The 16,852-nt window shown below is 62.3% G+C and carries 17 protein-coding genes and 1 pseudogene; 11 read left to right on the forward strand and 7 right to left on the reverse strand.

All coding sequences use genetic code 11. The features are described from left to right. Positions 1–418 precede the first annotated feature (418 nt). Positions 419–1,129, reverse strand: a complete 711-nt coding sequence (locus ACRYJK_RS07205; protein WP_482666852.1) for a hypothetical protein — start codon at positions 1,127–1,129, stop codon at positions 419–421. Between the two features lie 1,014 nt (positions 1,130–2,143). Between ACRYJK_RS07205 and ACRYJK_RS07210 the strand changes: the two genes are divergently transcribed. Next, positions 2,144–2,782: a hypothetical protein gene (locus tag ACRYJK_RS07210; protein WP_482666853.1), complete on the forward strand. Its 639-nt coding sequence runs from the start codon at positions 2,144–2,146 to the stop codon at positions 2,780–2,782. Positions 2,783–2,960: 178 nt separating this feature from the next. Here the strand turns inward: ACRYJK_RS07210 and ACRYJK_RS07215 are convergent, their stop codons facing one another. After that, positions 2,961–4,265: a DUF5623 domain-containing protein gene (locus ACRYJK_RS07215; RefSeq protein WP_482666854.1), complete on the reverse strand. Its 1,305-nt coding sequence runs from the start codon at positions 4,263–4,265 to the stop codon at positions 2,961–2,963. Between the two features lie 713 nt (positions 4,266–4,978). Between ACRYJK_RS07215 and ACRYJK_RS07220 the strand changes: the two genes are divergently transcribed. The 3 genes from ACRYJK_RS07220 (at position 4,979) to ACRYJK_RS07230 (ending at position 9,015) form a co-directional block, all read left to right on the forward strand. Beyond that, complete coding sequence (locus ACRYJK_RS07220) at positions 4,979–6,277, forward strand: hypothetical protein (RefSeq protein WP_482666855.1); 1,299 nt, start codon at positions 4,979–4,981, stop codon at positions 6,275–6,277. Then, positions 6,274–8,547, forward strand: a complete 2,274-nt coding sequence (locus tag ACRYJK_RS07225) for a tyrosine-type recombinase/integrase (protein ID WP_482666856.1) — start codon at positions 6,274–6,276, stop codon at positions 8,545–8,547. The genes ACRYJK_RS07220 and ACRYJK_RS07225 overlap by 4 nt, the downstream gene beginning before the upstream one ends. 66 nt (positions 8,548–8,613) lie before the next feature. Next, the gene (locus ACRYJK_RS07230) at positions 8,614–9,015 is read left to right on the forward strand and encodes a hypothetical protein (protein WP_482666857.1); all 402 of its coding nucleotides are present in this window, start codon (positions 8,614–8,616) and stop codon (positions 9,013–9,015) included. Between the two features lie 364 nt (positions 9,016–9,379). On the opposite strand, the gene ACRYJK_RS07235 is transcribed toward ACRYJK_RS07230, so the two are convergent. After that, a complete protein-coding gene (locus tag ACRYJK_RS07235; protein WP_482666858.1) occupies positions 9,380–9,559 on the reverse strand; it encodes a hypothetical protein in 180 nt (59 codons plus the stop codon). Between the two features lie 191 nt (positions 9,560–9,750). Here ACRYJK_RS07235 and ACRYJK_RS07240 point away from each other — a divergent pair, with 191 nt between their 5' ends. After that, positions 9,751–10,020, forward strand: a complete 270-nt coding sequence (locus tag ACRYJK_RS07240; protein ID WP_482666859.1) for a DUF6471 domain-containing protein — start codon at positions 9,751–9,753, stop codon at positions 10,018–10,020. A 39-nt stretch (positions 10,021–10,059) separates the two neighbouring features. Continuing rightward, complete coding sequence (locus ACRYJK_RS07245) at positions 10,060–10,695, forward strand: Ros/MucR family transcriptional regulator (RefSeq protein WP_482666860.1); 636 nt, start codon at positions 10,060–10,062, stop codon at positions 10,693–10,695. A gap of 232 nt (positions 10,696–10,927) precedes the next feature. Here the strand turns inward: ACRYJK_RS07245 and ACRYJK_RS07250 are convergent, their stop codons facing one another. Further along, positions 10,928–11,500, reverse strand: coding sequence for a thermonuclease family protein (locus ACRYJK_RS07250; RefSeq protein ID WP_482666861.1), 573 nt, complete (start codon positions 11,498–11,500; stop codon positions 10,928–10,930). After that, complete coding sequence (locus ACRYJK_RS07255; protein ID WP_482666862.1) at positions 11,391–11,930, reverse strand: excalibur calcium-binding domain-containing protein; 540 nt, start codon at positions 11,928–11,930, stop codon at positions 11,391–11,393. The genes ACRYJK_RS07250 and ACRYJK_RS07255 overlap by 110 nt, the downstream gene beginning before the upstream one ends. A gap of 129 nt (positions 11,931–12,059) precedes the next feature. Here ACRYJK_RS07255 and ACRYJK_RS07260 point away from each other — a divergent pair, with 129 nt between their 5' ends. After that, positions 12,060–12,410, forward strand: a complete 351-nt coding sequence (locus tag ACRYJK_RS07260) for a hypothetical protein (RefSeq protein ID WP_482666863.1) — start codon at positions 12,060–12,062, stop codon at positions 12,408–12,410. Between the two features lie 312 nt (positions 12,411–12,722). On the opposite strand, the gene ACRYJK_RS07265 is transcribed toward ACRYJK_RS07260, so the two are convergent. Next, complete coding sequence (locus ACRYJK_RS07265) at positions 12,723–14,321, reverse strand: recombinase family protein (protein ID WP_482666864.1); 1,599 nt, start codon at positions 14,319–14,321, stop codon at positions 12,723–12,725. Between the two features lie 32 nt (positions 14,322–14,353). Beyond that, a pseudogene (locus tag ACRYJK_RS07270) lies at positions 14,354–14,995 on the reverse strand (magnesium chelatase domain-containing protein); the annotation flags it as partial. 124 nt (positions 14,996–15,119) lie between these two features. Here ACRYJK_RS07270 and ACRYJK_RS07275 point away from each other — a divergent pair. The 4 genes from ACRYJK_RS07275 to yidD all read left to right on the forward strand — a co-directional run bounded on the left by ACRYJK_RS07275 (position 15,120) and on the right by yidD (position 16,843). Next, positions 15,120–15,881 (forward strand): alpha/beta hydrolase, encoded by a 762-nt coding sequence (locus tag ACRYJK_RS07275; protein ID WP_482666865.1) that lies wholly within the window; start codon positions 15,120–15,122, stop codon positions 15,879–15,881. Positions 15,882–16,017: 136 nt separating this feature from the next. Beyond that, positions 16,018–16,152 (forward strand): 50S ribosomal protein L34, encoded by a 135-nt coding sequence (gene rpmH / locus ACRYJK_RS07280; protein ID WP_482666866.1) that lies wholly within the window; start codon positions 16,018–16,020, stop codon positions 16,150–16,152. Positions 16,153–16,199: 47 nt separating this feature from the next. After that, the gene (rnpA, locus tag ACRYJK_RS07285) at positions 16,200–16,634 is read left to right on the forward strand and encodes a ribonuclease P protein component (RefSeq protein ID WP_482666867.1); all 435 of its coding nucleotides are present in this window, start codon (positions 16,200–16,202) and stop codon (positions 16,632–16,634) included. Next, a complete protein-coding gene (gene yidD, locus ACRYJK_RS07290; RefSeq protein ID WP_482666868.1) occupies positions 16,631–16,843 on the forward strand; it encodes a membrane protein insertion efficiency factor YidD in 213 nt (70 codons plus the stop codon). The genes rnpA and yidD overlap by 4 nt, the downstream gene beginning before the upstream one ends. Positions 16,844–16,852 lie beyond the last annotated feature (9 nt).

Consider the following 16,852-nt stretch of genomic DNA (forward strand, 5'->3'; position numbering starts at 1 on the left):
CCCGGATATTCCGCGTGGCCCCCTGGCTGGTGCGGTAGTGCGCGTGAGTCGGACGTCAGACGTCGCCCCGTCGGGCGTCCCGGAAATAGGATAGCCCGCACGCCACCATCCCGCCAAGGGGCCAAATCGTCTTGATCATAAAGACGAAAAAGCTGGAGCAGCGCTTCCCCACCTCCGCTCGACGTGCCACCCTCGCCAACGTACCGTGCGCAATTGCGCCGGTGGCTGTGCGATCGCTCCAGGCAAGCTGCGAGTGTCATGCCCCGCCCCGCGACATACACCTGACCTCACTAGGACCACCGTGAGCCTGTCACCAACGCTGGCGCTGGGGAGCGGCTGCTCGCGACCCCCTCAAGTGCGCGGTCGCGATCAGTACACCGTTCAGCGCCAAGGGATCAGAGGTAATCGAAAGTCGGCCTTAGCCCGATACGAGTCTGAGCTTAGGTCGCCCGCGCCGAGGCTTCCACGGTGCGGACGAGTGACCGCCGCTCGGCAGCGTCGGCGCTGACGGACGAGGACCTTCGATGTCGGCCCAAGGAATATGAGCTAGATGCTTCTGCCGCGTCAGACCAAGTTTGTCCGCCACATCGTCCGGCATAAGGTCGAGTGTCTCGAAGCTATCGACAACATCAAATTGGGCTCCGTGGGTAGTTCGCCTCACACCTCTCACCCGAAGTCCCGCAAGACACCTAGGTGCGGCTAGGATCAGCTGCCCGAGCGGACGGTTCAAGCCCCCCGCAACGAACAGCGCCGATGGAATAGTCTCCAAAGACGTCGTCAGCAGCCCATCGCGTTCAAGATATCGAAACGGGGACGCCGCTAGTTCAATCGCAACCAAGCCCTCACCATCGATGAGTTCGCCCTTTCCTCCGCCTAGCGCCTGCCGCAATCGACGACAGCCTTCGTGGCGAGCTTGCACCAGCACCTTGCCACGAGCATTTTGCCCCTCGCTCAGTGTTGTCGCGAATTCATCAGGGGTCATGCCGGCTTGGCGATACGCCCGAGCCACAACGCCCCCCACAACGGTGAGCCAGTTTGTCGGCCCATATGCCTCGCGCAAATCGTCAATGCGCCGTCCAACACCGAGACGGTCCACTGTTGGTAGCTTGGGAATGGAAAATTCATTCATGATCTTTTAACTTCCTGCAATTATCGGCGAAGCCGCCGGGCCGGGCAGGCTCCGAGCCTTTTTCCCTCCACCCTACTGCTTTACTGATCTCTGGATCAGGAAGATGGTCTTCCGTCTGCCTCGGGCTGGCGGAGCGTCATTGGTCGCTCGTCTCCGAACGCTGGCCCGGGCGACGCAAATGGTAACGCCTTCGTCCCCTAGTGGGGTACGACGGTTGGGCGGTGCGGTCTTGGTGCCATGGCGGTGGCGTCGGGTGGGCTGACTTGGGGCAGCGCCTCGACGCGCCTGCGGCTCTATTAGCTGGGCTTTCGCACGTGGAGGAGTGCCGGCCCGCTAGCACTGCAGGGTGTGCGCTGATCGCCGGGCCGGGACGCGGTGGGTCGCCGACCCCCTAAAGGCTGGCCGATAGGTCAAGGTTCGCCGGTACAGCCGCGAATTTTGCGATCGTACGAGAGTGTAACCTCTATAGAGCTATAGAGGATGTCGCACTCCAGGTAATAAACGATACCCGGGGTGCAAAAACCACTATAGCGCTATAGTAGTTATAACGCCCACTCCACCGTCGACGCTTTCCTGCGCCACTCACCGCCGTCGCGAGAGCGCACTCGGCCGATCACCGCCGAGGAGAAATCTATACGGCGTCGCGGCTGACGCAGCGATGTGCCATCCGCAAAGGCTGTCGTCAGCCGCTGGCGTACGTCTGAGAGCATGATGCGTAGTCCTATCCTCATCCGCGCGAACCTTCCCGCCTACTGGACCCATTGAAGCAGGCTCCGCCTAAGGCATCCGACGCGAAGATTTCTTGGTGGCGCGTTACAAGGCAAGTCGGCCAGATGGCCGATCCCCGCGCACAATGACGTCGCAACGGCCCCACAAAGACAGGATCGCCTGGACTGCCCGAGCGAACGTCGGCGACCTTCAAAGTCAAATCGTTAAGACGCCTTGCTTAGTGTGACCCGCGCTACGCGCCATAACTCAACTTCAGGGAATGGAGCAATCTGAGCCATGGAACCGATGAACGACAACGCAGCCGTCACATCGAACGACCTGATTAGCAACATCAGAGCTTTCGAACGCAAGCTAATGGAAAGGGCAAAGACCGCCGGGCTTTGCTCGATGATCGCCGACGAACGTATCAGTATCAAGCTGAGCGAGGGCGAGCCGTGCGATGCCGCTCACATTAGCGCCGAGTTCCGGGCCGGCTTGGGGATGGACCATGTGCTGTTGGCCATGATCTCGGGAGAGGATATCGACACGCCCGAGGACCAGGCCGCCCTTGCGGAAAACTTCATCCTCAACATGAAACGCGCGATCGACCGCGCGCCGGAAGCTGCGGCCAGCCGCCGCGCTATCGCCACTGCCGCTGCAGAGGTGTTTGCGGACGCCGCCGCCGAGAGCATCGATGTCGAGCTTCTTCGATTGGAGCCGGCCCCCATCCACGTCGTCGGAAAGCCGCGGGTCGAGGACGAGAATGCGCAGGTGTTCTACGTGCATGTCGTCATGCCGCACCTCGAAGGCACCACCGTGACGCGCGCCAGCTACACGATTGATGCCTTCGACGCCGAGGAGTTCGCAAACTATCTCCGCAACCGGACGCTTCCCGAGGTTCGCGGCATCCTGCAGGCTCGCGCCACGCCGGAGTCGGCCGCCTGAATGCCAGACGCCGGGCTGATCGAACGTTACGCATTCGATCAATCCGGAGCCCATGCCGCAAGACTTCGACCTTCGCAAAGATCACCAACGTCGAGCGGCGTCAGAAATTCGTCGCAGCGCGCGGCTCATAATGGGTTTGCGCCCACACCGTCGACGCCTTGCTGCGCCGCTCCCCGGCCTAACGAGCGTGCGCTCGGCCGATCACCGCCGAAGAAAAATCGATACGACGTAGCTGCCGACGCAGCGGTGCGCAGTCGGGATAGGCTGTCGTAAGTCGCTGGCGTATGTCTGAGAGCATGGTGAGTAGCCCTGCCCTTGTACGCGCAAGATCGACGTACGGGTCGCCAATACCCAGCTCGTGGTAATAGACCTCAAAAAATTCGGGTCCCTGAAGCGCCTGGCTGCCGATCTCCATGCCGAGCCAGTCCTCCAGTGTGGAGCGCAAAGAGTTCATACGCTGATGCACGCTCCAAGGACGTTGGTCGGAACGTAAAACGGCTTTGATCATACGCCCTACTTGCCGGTGACCTTCGATGCCCAAAGCTCCCTTAGGCCGTCGTCGAGACGTACCTACGTTGTAGCTGTACGGAAGAGTCGTGGCGCTTTCCGTGGGAAAGACCGTGCCACGACAGCGCGCGCGTCGGTAATCCTGCGGGGTCAGCGCCAAGGGGCTGACAAACGGCGTCCAGCTCGGATCGGAGACTCCGTCCCAGACTCGCTCGAGCGGGTGCGCAGGAGTGGCCTCGATTTTCGTTTTGAGCCGAGCGAGAGAATATTCGACCGTCGACTCGGCCGCGATGTAGAGATCGCAAGCGTAAGGATTGTACATACCCGGCCAGTCGGTCTTCAGGATCTCCCAACCGTGTCGCCGAGCCCAAGCAGCCCGCTCGCCGTCTCTTGACCGGTCGCTGTATGGCTCGTCGACCAGCACGAATGTTCCGGTGCGCGGATCGACCCAGTGAGAGCTATGGTCCGTGCCAGGTAGTTCGTCCAGGCCGCGGTCGCGCCGCAGCGGGCGACTTTGATAGGGCGCCGGCCTTAATCCGGTGTGCTCCATGAAGCGAAGCGATCTCTCCGCTTGGAAGATAGCGGCCTGAGCCTCCGACTGCGATCGGTAAAGGTCGTCACACACGAAATGATCGGCGGCGACCATACGCAGGTTGCCGAAGCCCCGTACCCGCCGAAGGCCTGATCGATCGCATATCTCGTGAAGGGGCTTCGGTAGATCGATGCGAAGCGTTTCCCTCCCGACTTGGCTGCGCCGATCACGGTCCAGCCAGTATGTCGTCAGATAAAGATACGGAGGGGTTTCCTCGGACCGTCGCCCGAGGACCCGCCTCGCATGACGGTAATTTTCGCAGCCGGCAGCCCTGGCCGCAAGATCAAGCGCCGCGGTGTGACGCAAGCCTGACTTCTTCCGGTAATCACCAGCGAGGCGCTTTAGGCCGTCCAGCGTCGTAGGACGCACATCGTCAATCAACATTGCCACTCTCCTGGCCTGGTTGAGAGCGTCACTCGCCGACCGCCTTCCAGACACGGAAAGTCTGTTGATAGGCTAGATACTATACGACAGCGCTGCCAGCAGCTTTGGAAACGGCGAGTGCCACGCTCCTGCCCGAGAGCGACCTTCCTGCTAATCCTAAGGCCCTCGAGCTTCAAGCCGAAACCGACACGCCATTGGATCATTCGTGAGACCCCACTGTGCTCATCAGGCCCGGCAAGACGTCTAGCTCACGCGCCCACAATCCGGCCAACTCTAGCTTGCGATAAGCATCCAAGGGGATTTATTTTGCCACTCAGGACGGGTCTGCGGAAAATTCGCTCGATACGGGCCGGACCCCTGCAATCGGGCGCCTCAAAGTAATAATCCCTCCGCCTCAAGTATCATCTGCTCCACTTAAAGTGTTCTCAAGTCGTCTTTGGCAGTGCGAGATTTGAGGATGGGAGTTTTTATCAGGCCATCCACACATCGCTGTTTCTTTACGGGACAGGTGTGTTAGGGCAGAAAAAACGTGCTGCTATTGATGCCGTTCACGTTTTCCGTATCTCCTCGACGTGACGCAGCCCCTTCAACCTTGCCTGCCATTCGTTCAGCCGTTCGCACCGGCGCGCGATCGCTTCGTCGTATTCGACACTGGCGACGTCCTCGGGCCCGAAGGTCGTTGCCGGAAACTGAGCTCAGCTCTCCGCACAGCGGTGGCAGCGCTGTCGCCTGAAACGATGCGCAAGCTGCTCCCGCCATTGCGGGATTACCTCAACTTGGAAATGGCGGCAGGCGAAGACTGGCGCAGCATCTGGCGAGAAGGAGAAGGTGCGGCGGAAGCACGGCAAATCGCCTTCTATCGGCAGCGCGGCCATACCATCGGCCGACGACGCCCGCTCGACGGCGCCATCGCCCTGAGCCACCCGAAGGCCTCATACGCGCGCTTCGATCGATTGGCCGTTCAGTTGCTCTACGATCTGCTTGAGCAAGCCGGACTCGTCGAGCAGAACTACAGCCTGGTCGGGTTTTTCGCGCAGGCCGACATCGAAAGACGCGCAGAGTATATCAAGCTGCTGCGCGACCGCGGCCGGCGCCCGGACCATATCGGCCGTCGCTTCCTCGCGCCTCAAGTCCGGACGGGCGTCTCGATCCCTTTGGATCCGAGAGCATGCGCCGACCTGCTCATCGAAGATCTCGACCGTGTGAAGGCCCCCGAGATCATCCGCGACATGAACGAAATCTTGCGGCTCAACGGCAAACGGCCGCTCGCCGTATTGCACGCGAACGCACTCGGCTGGGCGATGCATGGTGCGAGAGACACTGTGGCCTGCCGCAATAAAGGTCGCGGGCAACGCATCACCGAGGCGGTTTTCGCCATGCCCCCCGACGTCGAAATGCGGTTGCGCGATCGCCTCGCATCCGAGCCCTCTCCGAGGAGCGATGGAAAGACGCTTCTGGAGGAGATCGAAGCGAGACGTCCGGATCTCAGAAGCTCCAAGAAGGAAACCAAGGCGTCCGCTCAGAAATTCCTCGCATCGGTCGCGATTTTTCCTCGACCGAGCGCGCGAACCAGCATCGACACCTTCCTGACTTACGACGGGCTTCGATACTGGACGGAGAAAGGCAGAAAGGCGCGACAGTCCCTTCACGACCTCCCTGGCAATCGCTTCAGCGACGGTCTTCGCGAACCGACACTACGCGACTACCGCCGCGCCTCCATCACTCAGCACATTCTCGAACTCTTCGCGCGCACGCAACACGGCTCGCCCGAGCGGCTGCAGGGCCTGACGCATATTGCGCGCCTCCACGACCAGAGTAGCGACCAAAGCAAGACTTACGCAGACTGGGCGTATCAGCGCGAGGCTCTGGAAGCCGCGCGGCAGCTGTTCGAGAAGAACGGTGCTCGCAGTGCGCGCACTCTCCCCATCACGATGCCTGAAAAATCATGCACTAGCGACGACTTGGCGCATAGGCTCGCTCACCTGGCGGCGCGCGAGAGGGCGTGCTCATGATCGGGCGGGATCAAAAGCGGGATGCCATCGGCGAATGGCTCGAGCCTCATGTCGCCGCCCGACGCCTGAGATTGTCGACGAACAGCCTGCTTCGAGCCGCCTACTATGGCGCTATCCCGATCGAGCCTGTCGACGAGGAAGATTGGCGCCTGTTGATCGACCGTGACTGCAACAGTGGGAAGGCGATCTACGACGCCTTCGTCGCGAAGGTGACCAAGTGGGATTACGATCAGGCGCTCGCCCACAGGCAGGTACGCATCGCGCTAGATATCCCCGCCGCGCAGCCATGGCCGGTTGAACTCGATCACTTCCTCCTGCGCCTGCTAGGCGAAGACGGGCTCATCTGCGCTAATTTGCATATCTTCTGTCCAAGTAATAACCTAGTGGCGACCGAGCACGTCAAGCGGCTCGCCGCCATTGCGAATTGCGATCGCCCGGCGCCAAGCCGACACAGGCCCGCCACTTGCGATCTCGGTGCTGTGCTGGCGGAATATCCAAGTTTGCGGTTGCCGAACACATGCGCGACCAATCCCGACACTCCCGCCCCGGATGAAAAATGGCTCGGAACGGCGTTTCGGCGCCGACACTGCGCCGAGCTTGCATGCGCCGCCTTGCTGATCTGTGACGACGGAACAACCGAGAATGCGGCCTGTATCGGCAAGGCCTTCGAGATACTGGACGAGAAACTCGAAGGCTTCGGCGCATGCCACCCGCTTACGGACTGCCGATTGCTAAGTGCTCTGCAGAGCATTCTCGACGATGCGGAGATCAAGCAGATCGGTAAGGATCAGCGGCTATGCGCGGTGATGTTCGTCTTGGGCAGCCTGCAGAAGATGGCCTTGTACGCAGCCCGCCATGATGGAGCGCTAGCGCGCTTCGCATCATTGCTCGACCGCAAGATCTACGACCACTTCGATGTGCGTCGTCGCCTTGGTCGCCTCCAGCGTAAGCGCGTCTTAGAATGCCAGCGAAATCGCAAGTCCGAGGCCGAGCAGATAACCGACCGGCTGCACGAATTCAGAGTCGCAATCAGGATACGGACGCAGCAGGCGATGATCTGCGCCGAGGGCCTGTCTGACGCTCGATCGAGCGCGCTCGAACATTTCGCCATGTACGATGGCGGTGACGATGCTACACCCTTTTACGAGATCCACATTCCGATCCCGGGTCTGGGGACGGACGCATGCCCCACGTACACGACCCAAGTCACGGGGTGGCGTATCTGGCGCGAAGAAGACTACTTGGCGTCGCTGGCGGTCGAGCCGGACACCTTCGCTAATCACAGCGGTCTATCCGACCGACAACGTCATTCGCTCGCACGTCAGAGCGGCATCTTCCCGAAGAACAGCAGATCCGGACAGGCCGACGCGACAGATGCCAGTCTGATCACTGAATACATCGGCTCGGTAGCCGATGGCTCCGTCAACGCGGTCGAGCCGCACTTCGTCACCATCGCACGGCTCGGTATGCTCGATGCGGCAAAAAGCTCATCGCAAAGTGTTTTTTACGCGCAGAGGGCTTTCGCTGCGGCCCACCAACTGGGGATAAGCGAAAGTCTGACCATACCCAACGGATTAGCTGGCAACGACTCGATCCACCGGTGGTCTCGACGTGTCGGACGATGCGCCATCCCGGTCGGTCAAATCACCCTCGCGATGCGGATCGCACACTGCAACGCGGATATCATTTGCGACAGCCTCGCTCGAGAGGTCGAGGTCCGGCAGATCGTCCAAACGCCTGCGTGCCTAAGCAACAAGCTTGGACCTACACAATCGAGTCCTGGATTCAGGGCAGTCCCCAAAGGCCAAAAAGGCTCAAAGGACTTCCTGCTGTCCATGACCACCCTCGAAGAATGTCTAGATCTCGCTCGTGATTTGGCGCACTTCCATGACCTCGAGGAAGGCTACCTGCCGAACGTACCGGCGACTGATGCCCTACGAAAAAAATGTCCGAAAGCAGCGCCATTCCTGTTTCAGTGGGAGGGCCAGGCTCTTTCTGGAAGCGCCATGCGGTACCTGCTGGCCCTACTTGGTGCCGGTTTCGGTCGGGTAACGCCGCACCTGCTGCGACATGCGGCATCCAACTACTACCGGACCGAGGGGCTTCAAGAACGCGCAGTCCAGCACTTGCTCAACCATAAGTCGCTGGCCCTGACCGAATACTACATGACGTCGACGCCCAAGCAGATTGCCGAACGACAAATCGAAAAAAACGAAAAGCAACGAAAGCTCGTTCGCGACGCGGAGCGTCGCTCGGGTCCGGTTGGGTGATGGCTAACGATGCGTTCTCGCTGCCCACCCAAGATTCCCTACAGGCGGGGCCCCGCCAAGGGCACGATGCCGCTTCTCGCGGATCTACAGATCACGCGCGCGGAACATATGCTGCAGACGGCTGAGACTCTCATCGACCGAGGGGTCGAGCCAACGCTCAGCGCGTTGGCGGCTGAGAGCAAGTACCTGACGCTCGGCTTCCTCAACGCCAACTCGAAGTTGCTGGCGCCGGCGCGCACCCGATGGCGCAAGCTCCGCGGGCAACCGGATGTCTCCGCCCCATCCTCGATAGACGTCGACGGCCAACCGGACCCAATCACCGACCCGCTCCTATTGGCGGAGGCGCGACTTGAGCGAGCACGAGCAGAGCTCGCTGCGGAACGTCGAGCTCACGCGGAAACCAAAAATGAGTTGAAGGAGGCTCGACATATGATGCGATTGTTGCTGCTTGAAGGGTTAGAGGATTAGCAGCCCTATCTGCAGGTGCTCGATACTGAGGTGACGCACGGCACCTCTGCTGCCGGCAACCTCCCCGCATCCTTGCAATCGCGCCTACCGACAGCCCTCGGAGAGGTGCGGCTGGCCGCTGCTCATCAAACTGCGAGAGCCCTTAGGGGCGGGGGCAGCGTAAAACTATCAAACCGTCAAAACGCTAGCCCGCGCAGAATTGCGGCATTGAAGCCACCTCCGATTTCTCGCCTCACCGCGAAACCGCATGCCGCGATGGAAAGCTCGCAAGAAAAAGAGGAAGTCGGGATCTCGCGGCGATCGCCGAATGAGGCTCCCAACACGCGCTGTTTGACACGGTGTGCCCCGGGCTTACTCAAACGAACTACGCTTCCGCTGTGTTGTTCTTATCCCAACTGATCGAGAACGGCACCAAGTTTAGAAGCAGCGCAGCCAATGCCCACCAAAGCCCGACGATGGACGTCAAAGCGCCGGACAGCGCCAAGTCACCTGCGGCAACAGGCGCAAACGATCGCGCCACGAGCAAAATGTTAACCAGCAGCATAGTGGCGAACCATCCCCAAGCAATCGCACGGTGCTGATCACAACGCCACAGTATGCGTCGAAGGGAAGGAATCATCGCTCGCCTGCCAAAAGTCGTCGTCAGAGTCGAAATAGCGCCTTCCGAGCGTAATTACGAATCCGTTTTTTGGATTGCTTGTTGTCGAGGTGAACTTAGACAGAGAGGAAAGACGAATGGACCTTACCCATCCAGAGACGTGGCGCCGCCACGCCGCACGCATAATCCGCGTCGAACTGGCGAGAAAAGATATCAATTACAAGCAGTTGGCAGCTATGCTGAAGGCATTAGATGTTGAGACGACCAACCTTGACATTAGCGCTAAACTGCGGCGAGGAACCTTCCCAGCAGAATTCCTGCTGCAGGTGCTTTTCGTACTCGGGGTCTCACACATCGAGGTGACACCCCCGGAGGCCAACAAAACCTGCTTAGATGCCGTTTGTTGACCGCTGCGGAGTCGGAATTGCGCGAACGTTGTTGAGAGGATGATCTCACTGAAACCGGCCGCCGCTTTCTGGCTTAATTACGACATCAACTTGGAGCAGCTCCCGATGAGCGATGAACAGAACCGTCTCGCCGAACTCACAGCGCAAACAATCGGGGCATATGTCAGCAACAACAGCGTGAGCGCTTCGGACCTGCCACAGCTAATCAAGAACGTGGCTGCGGCGTTCATGTTCGAGCAGATCGATACGGAAGCCGCAGCGCCCAAGCAGGAGCCGGCCGTGTCGATCCGGGCCTCCGTCAAACAGGATTACCTGGTCTGCCTCGAAGACGGCAAAAAAATGACGATGCTAAAGCGCTACCTGATGACGCGCTATGGCATGACGCCTGATCAGTATCGCGCAAAGTGGGGGCTGCCGGCCAACTATCCGATGGTCGCTCCTAATTATCGCGACCGTCGATCGCAGCTCGCGAAATCGATGGGCCTCGGTGCGAAGGGTCGCGGCAACGCGCCAGTGGCGCCGCAGGCCGTTGAAGGTTCGAGCGATGCGAACACCGAAGGAGCGCCGGACAAGGCTGCTGCCAAACCGGCCCGTCGACCGCGCAAGCCCCGCGCGAGCGAAGCACAAAGTCGGGAGAGTGCACCCAGTAGCGACGCCTCCGGGTCCGGCGTCTAAGAGCTTTCAAGAATACACCGTCCGCGTGCTTTCCCCCGTCTCGACGGAGGCCATCACGCGGACGGACGTTCACCTCGACAATCTCGCTAGCTCAGCAAATTGCGGGCACACCCTGCCAAGCCTACGAGGGTCATGAACACGACCAGTGCGCCGATGAGCTTCTCCCCGACCGTCAGGTGATCGGAGCCGTCCTCGGCGTGCGGCCATTTGCGCGGCATGTGTTAGAACAGCCCTATCGGCTTCGCGCGCGACGAAAGCCCGCCGCCCGGGCCTCTTCCTCCGAGCAGAAGGTCGCCTCTGGTCTTGTCCTGGCATAATATGGATCGCTCGGCATGTGATAGATGCGTTCGCCTTCGCGGTTGATATTGCCCTTGATCCTGCATCCGCCCGTGGGTCCGACCGCGCGCTGAGCGACAGCCGTCGCTGCCCGGCCTTCGCCACGGAACGCCTCGGGCCGTACCAGCTCTGCGTCGGCCCAAGCCCCCCTCCGCTGCTCTCGGGCTGCCTGCTCGTCTGCCTGATAATCGAGACTGTAGCGGGTGAACGCCACGGCCATTCCGGCACGCACCATCATTGCACCCAAATCGGTCGCGCCGACACGACATACCGCCACGATCCGCCCGTAAGCGTCGCGGTCACGCGGACTGCACAGAACCGACTGCCCCTCGATCAGGCGTCGCAGCATGTTGCTCGCTTCACGACCACGGGGCTGCTCGGTCTCGAACGCATCGATGCCGAACAACCGCACCCGCTGACCTTGCAGCTCGATCGTATCCCCGTCGACGATCGTGGCAGGTCCCAACAACGGCGGCGTGAGCGTCGCCCCGATCGGGGGGGGTGGGGAAAGCAGCGGCACTATCGGTGACCGGAGACACAACCTGCTCGACTGGCCGATAGACCGGCACCGGTCGCACCACCGACGATCTAGGCGCTGGAGGGCTGGCGCTGACACCCCCGCGGAGCGGTTCACAAGCTATCCCGTCGCCGTCTCCATCGAGATGCGGATTGTAGCCCGGCTCGCCACGACGCATCGGAGCAGCGCCCGCAGCGCGAGCCGCGACGCAGCTGGGGTAACCTCCCTCGGACGACGGATAGGATTGGAGTGCCGAGTGGGGGGCCGGCGGAGACGCGCTAGCCCGGTGACAATGCCGAGTCCCCGCACGACGATCAAAATGGCATCCGTCCGCTGCCAGTCCGCCCGGATGAACCATCAACAACAATGCGACCGCGATCATCGTCCCTCGTCCTGTCGAAACTTGCGCCAGCGTAACACGCTACGCCTGTCAGCATGGAGGAGTCACGCGAATGCCGTTCGCGCAATCAAAAGCACGCCCTCTTTGGTGGCAACGACAACGCGGAGTCTAATGCCCGCCACCATCGCCGCGCTCATCGGGATCGCGGCTCACTCGATCGGCACACTCCAGAAAAAACGACAAGGCGAACCGGTCGATGACCCGGCGGCGGACCGCCCGCCGACAAATGGCGTCGAGGTCGCTCAAAAATTTGCCGCGGTGGCGACAGCGTCGATCCTGGGTCGCCCACACGCTCGATCGGTCGCGCGGCGGCACGCTGCCAGTCCACTGATCCAGGCAGCGTACAGCGACAAATGCGGTGCGCCCGCTCGTCAGGCACTCGACACGAATTTCGCCGAGATAGGCATCGCTCGCAGAGCGCCGGAGCCCTTCCAGCCACGAGGCCGAAACCGTTCCGGTTAGCTGGCGCAAGAGATACGGCCCCTTAGCTGACGGACGTAAGCGCCACCAGCAACGTACATTCGTCCAGCGAGCCATTGCGGGCGATTGACGCACACCCGATGGCGAAGCACCGCGCCACTCGTTCGCCACCGCCGACAAGGCGAAAGCTTCAACGACGTCTGATTGCATCCGTCCGCCCTTCGCTTGGCGGAGTGAGCGCGCACCCCTCTCCGCCGATCAGGGCAATCATGGGAAGCCATGCACCATGTTTCAATGGTTTCTGAACTATACAACTGTTTGGGTCTTCGCCGTCGAGTGAACGAGGTGGGTGTGTCAGAAGGGCTTGCCGTCAAGGCGGCCCATGACCCATTCGGTGTCTTTCCGGAGCTCGTCATAGGAAATGTGGACGACCCTCTCGTCAGCCACGATCATTCGCACGCCAGGCGCTTCGAAAAATTGAAGTTCCGTTATCAGCGCGTGGATTGCGGACATCATCTTGGTCCGAGCTTCGAACCGCACCATCTCGTCCTCATCATCCAGGCTGGAGCGCAACTCCTCGACACGGCGGGTTTGCTCTTCGGGATCAGGTGCTCCGCGCTTGATGGTCAGTTCTTCCACGACCGCCGACATCTCGCGAATGATCCTGTCCTCTTCCGCAGTCAGGTCGAGCCAAGCCGAGCGAGCCTCCAAACGTCCAGTCTCGATCGCAAATTGCATCGCCCGCTCGGCTTTGGTGCGGACCATCGCCGCAGCTCTATCGAGTTCGGCATACTGTATTTCGAGCCGCCGGACTTCTTCCAAAGGCGCCTGGGGGGCTTTGCCGATCGCCTCGTACACGATCGGATCAAGGATCGCATTGAACCACAGGTCGTAGTTGAAGTGAACGCCGTTCGGGCACCCGCGGCCGCGCTGGTAGCTGTCGCACACCAGGTAGTCCTGGTTGACCCACGAACCGCCCGCGCGTGACGCGCGTCCCTTGCTGCGGAAAGTCATCTTCGCGCCGCAGGACCCGCACGTCGCCAACCCAGCGAGCAGGTTGACGAGGCGGCGACCGCGACCGACCACCCGCCGCGACCGATCGGCCATACTGGCCCTGGCCCGCTGGTAAAGCTCCGCATCTATGATCTGCGGATAGTAGCCGCTCACGACGTCGCCGAGCACACGCTTAGAGCCGCGAGGCTTATGTCCGAGCTGCAGGTCGCCCAACACGGCCGGGCTGCGCAGAATTTTTTGCACGTACGACTCATGCCACGCATCCGCTCGACCGAAGGGCGGCACACCATCACGGTTCAAATTGCGCAGGATGGTGTTCTTTCCGTAACCGGCGGCGGTTTCCTCGTAGATCCGCCGGACCACGGCAGCACGCTCTTCGATGATCTCGAATCGACGGGGGCTTCCGGTCACCCGGAGCCACGCCGGAGCGCGCTCCGACATGACAAATCGTTCACCGCTCTCGAGCCGACGATGCTTGGACGCCCACGCCGCGCTGATGCGCTGGCTCTTCTTCTCCGACTCCTCGTGGCTCAGCTGCGCCTTGACGACCACCTCGATGATCGCAGCCATGTCGAGGTTGCCCTTGGCATACATGCGGCCGCCGTCGACCGTCGCTATCTGGACGCCGGCATCCGTCATCTGCATCATCCAGAGGAACACCCGCCCGGGCTCTTGGCGCGACAGCCGATCGAGCTTCTCACAAAGAAGGATGATGCCGTCGGGGTAGCGACCGGCGGTCACCTCATCGACAAAGCGACCGAGTGCGCCCGCCTCGGTATGGCGGCCGCTGAATGCGCTCAGACCATCGTCAACTAGTTCATCGACGACCTTCCAGCCTTTCTCAGCGGCGTGGCGACGGCAATCCTCGCGTTGCCGCTCGAGGCTCGATCCTCTAGCCTGCTCCGCGGACGACCAACGGATATAAATGACGCAATCCATCGTTTTCTCGATCGAGGTGTAGCCCTATCCTACATTAATAGGTTATGTCCCCCCGCAGCGGCGATCTCCAGCGCGCGGCGGGCCACTTCCTGCCCCTTCACCTGCGCAAGGTCGGGGCCGGCGGTGCGCCCCGGCGCTTCCGCCGGGTGTGGCGCCGGCAGCCGCGCGTCGCCGCGCAGATGCGAGAGGAGCGAGAGGAGATCGGGCGCCGCGAGCACGTCGATGTCGCCGGCCCAGGCCGCCTCGGGCCCTTGATGCGCCGGGCAGATGAGGCCCTTGCCACGTTCGGACGCGTGCAGCGCGGCAAGCAGCACGCCCGGTGAAGCGGCAAGCCGCCCGTCGAGCCCGAGTTCCCCCACCGCCACGAACCGGCCCAGCGCGCTCGCGTCGATCGCGCCCATCGCGCCGAGCAGGGCCAGCGCGATCGGCAGGTCGTAATGCGACCCTTCCTTGGGCAGGTCCGCCGGCGACAGATTCACCGTGATCCGCTTGGGCGGCAAGGCGAGGCCGATAGCGGAGAGCGATGCGCGCACACGCTCGCGGCTTTCCGCAACCGCCTTGTCGGGCAAACCGACCACCACGAAGGCCGGCATCCCGGCGGCGATGTGGCATTGTACTTCGACGCTGCGCGCCTCGAGCCCCAGAAATGCGACCGTCGTCGCGATTGCGACCATGTATCCGCTGCCCCCCTCGCCCACGCTTCGCCGTGTGAGCCCTGCCCGCCCTGCCACAGCGTTAACGCAGCGCCAACCGCACCTGTCGCATCGGGGTTAGCGTTCGTGCGCGAAAAGCGATTGCATGCGCTGGCTCCCTGCCTTGGCCATTCTGATTGCGACGCCTGCCCTCGCGGCGGAGCGGATCGACGTCGTCATGGCGTCCGACAGCCGCGATACGGTGCTCACCTACAGCGAGACGGTGATCGAAGAGGTCGACGAGGACGACGGCGAATTTGTCACCGACAGTGACGATGACGGCAGCGCCGACGCGGTGATCGCTCGCTGGGCCGGAGTTTCGCCGCATCGCGAGCCGGTCCCCGCGATCGCGGTTGCCGGACCCTTCCGCCTCGTTGCGCGCGACACGCTGGCGCTCGTCGGGACGATCGACTCGCGCGGGCCTGCGCAGTTTGCTGCGATCATGGCGCGTTATCCGGGCGTTACTCGCCTGCTGATGGTCGACTGTCCGGGCTCGGTGGACGAGGACGCCAACCGCCGCCTCGCTCGAGCGGTGCGCGCCGCAGGGCTGATCACCACCGTGCCGCACGGCGGGTCGGTGCGGTCGGGCGCGGTCGACCTGTTCCTCGCCGGTCGCACGCGCGAAGCTGCGCCCGACGCGGAGTTCGGGGTCCACAGCTGGCGCGACGAAGACGGCCGCGAAGCCAATCGCGTGCCCCCCAACGATCCGGTCCATGCGGGTTACATCGCCTATTATCGTGAGATGGGCATGAGCGACGCCGATGCGCGCCGCTTTTATGCGCTCACCAACAGCGTCGGTTTCGAAAATGTCCGTTACCTCAGCGCGCGCGAGATGGCGGCGATGGGACTCGCGCGCGTCATCAAGTGAACCGAGCGGGGTTTCGTCGATTGACTTCCTGACGCTCCGCGCTTAGTCGCGCGGGCTTGTTGGACGGGTCGAATGCGCGGATTCGCGTGGGCCCGATCCGGTTATACCGACAGATAAACGAAAAGCGATTTGATCGATGAAGCGCACCTTTCAGCCGAGCAACCTCGTCCGCGCCCGCCGTCACGGCTTCCGCTCGCGCATGGCGACCGCGGCCGGCCGCGCGATCGTTCGCATGCGTCGCGCGCGCGGCCGCAAGAAGCTGTCTGCCTGATCGGCGAAGGGCGGGCCGCTTCGGCGCCGCCTGACGGACCGATGACGATGGCGACGCCGGGTCGCCTCGACAATGCCAACGACGACGGCGCCCCGCCCACGCCTCTGCGCGGGTTGGTGAAGCGGTCGGAGTTTATCGCCGCCAATGCGGGCACGCGCGTGCCGATGCCGGCGTTCGTGCTGCTGCGGCGCGATCGCGGCGATGCCACGGCCGCTGTCGGCTTCGGCCTCACCGCGACCCGCAAGCTAGGCGGCGCGGTCGTTCGCAACCGTGCCAAGCGACGCCTGCGTCATGCGATCGCCGCCGTGTTTCCCCACGGCGCGGAGGCTGGGTGCGATTATGTGCTGATTGCGCGCGATGGCGCACTGGCCCTTCCCTGGCCGCGGCTCACCGCCGACCTCGCGGCGGCGCTGACGAAGGCGCGCAAACGCGCCGCCGACCCCCACTACGTGCCAGCGCCCCGCCGGAGCCCCCGGCGATGATCGCGCGATTGCTGATCCTCATCGCGCGGGGCTGGCAACTGGGCCCTTCGCGCATCCTTCCGCCAACCTGCCGCTACAGCCCGAGCTGCTCGGCCTATGCCATCGAAGCCCTGCAGCGGCATGGCGCAGTTCGGGGTGGATGGCTTTCGTTCAAGCGTATAATGCGCTGCCAACCCTGGGGCGGGCATGGCTATGACCCGGTGCCGTGAGGTTCGTCC

Source organism: Sphingomonas sp. BLHR8 (genome assembly GCF_056821725.1).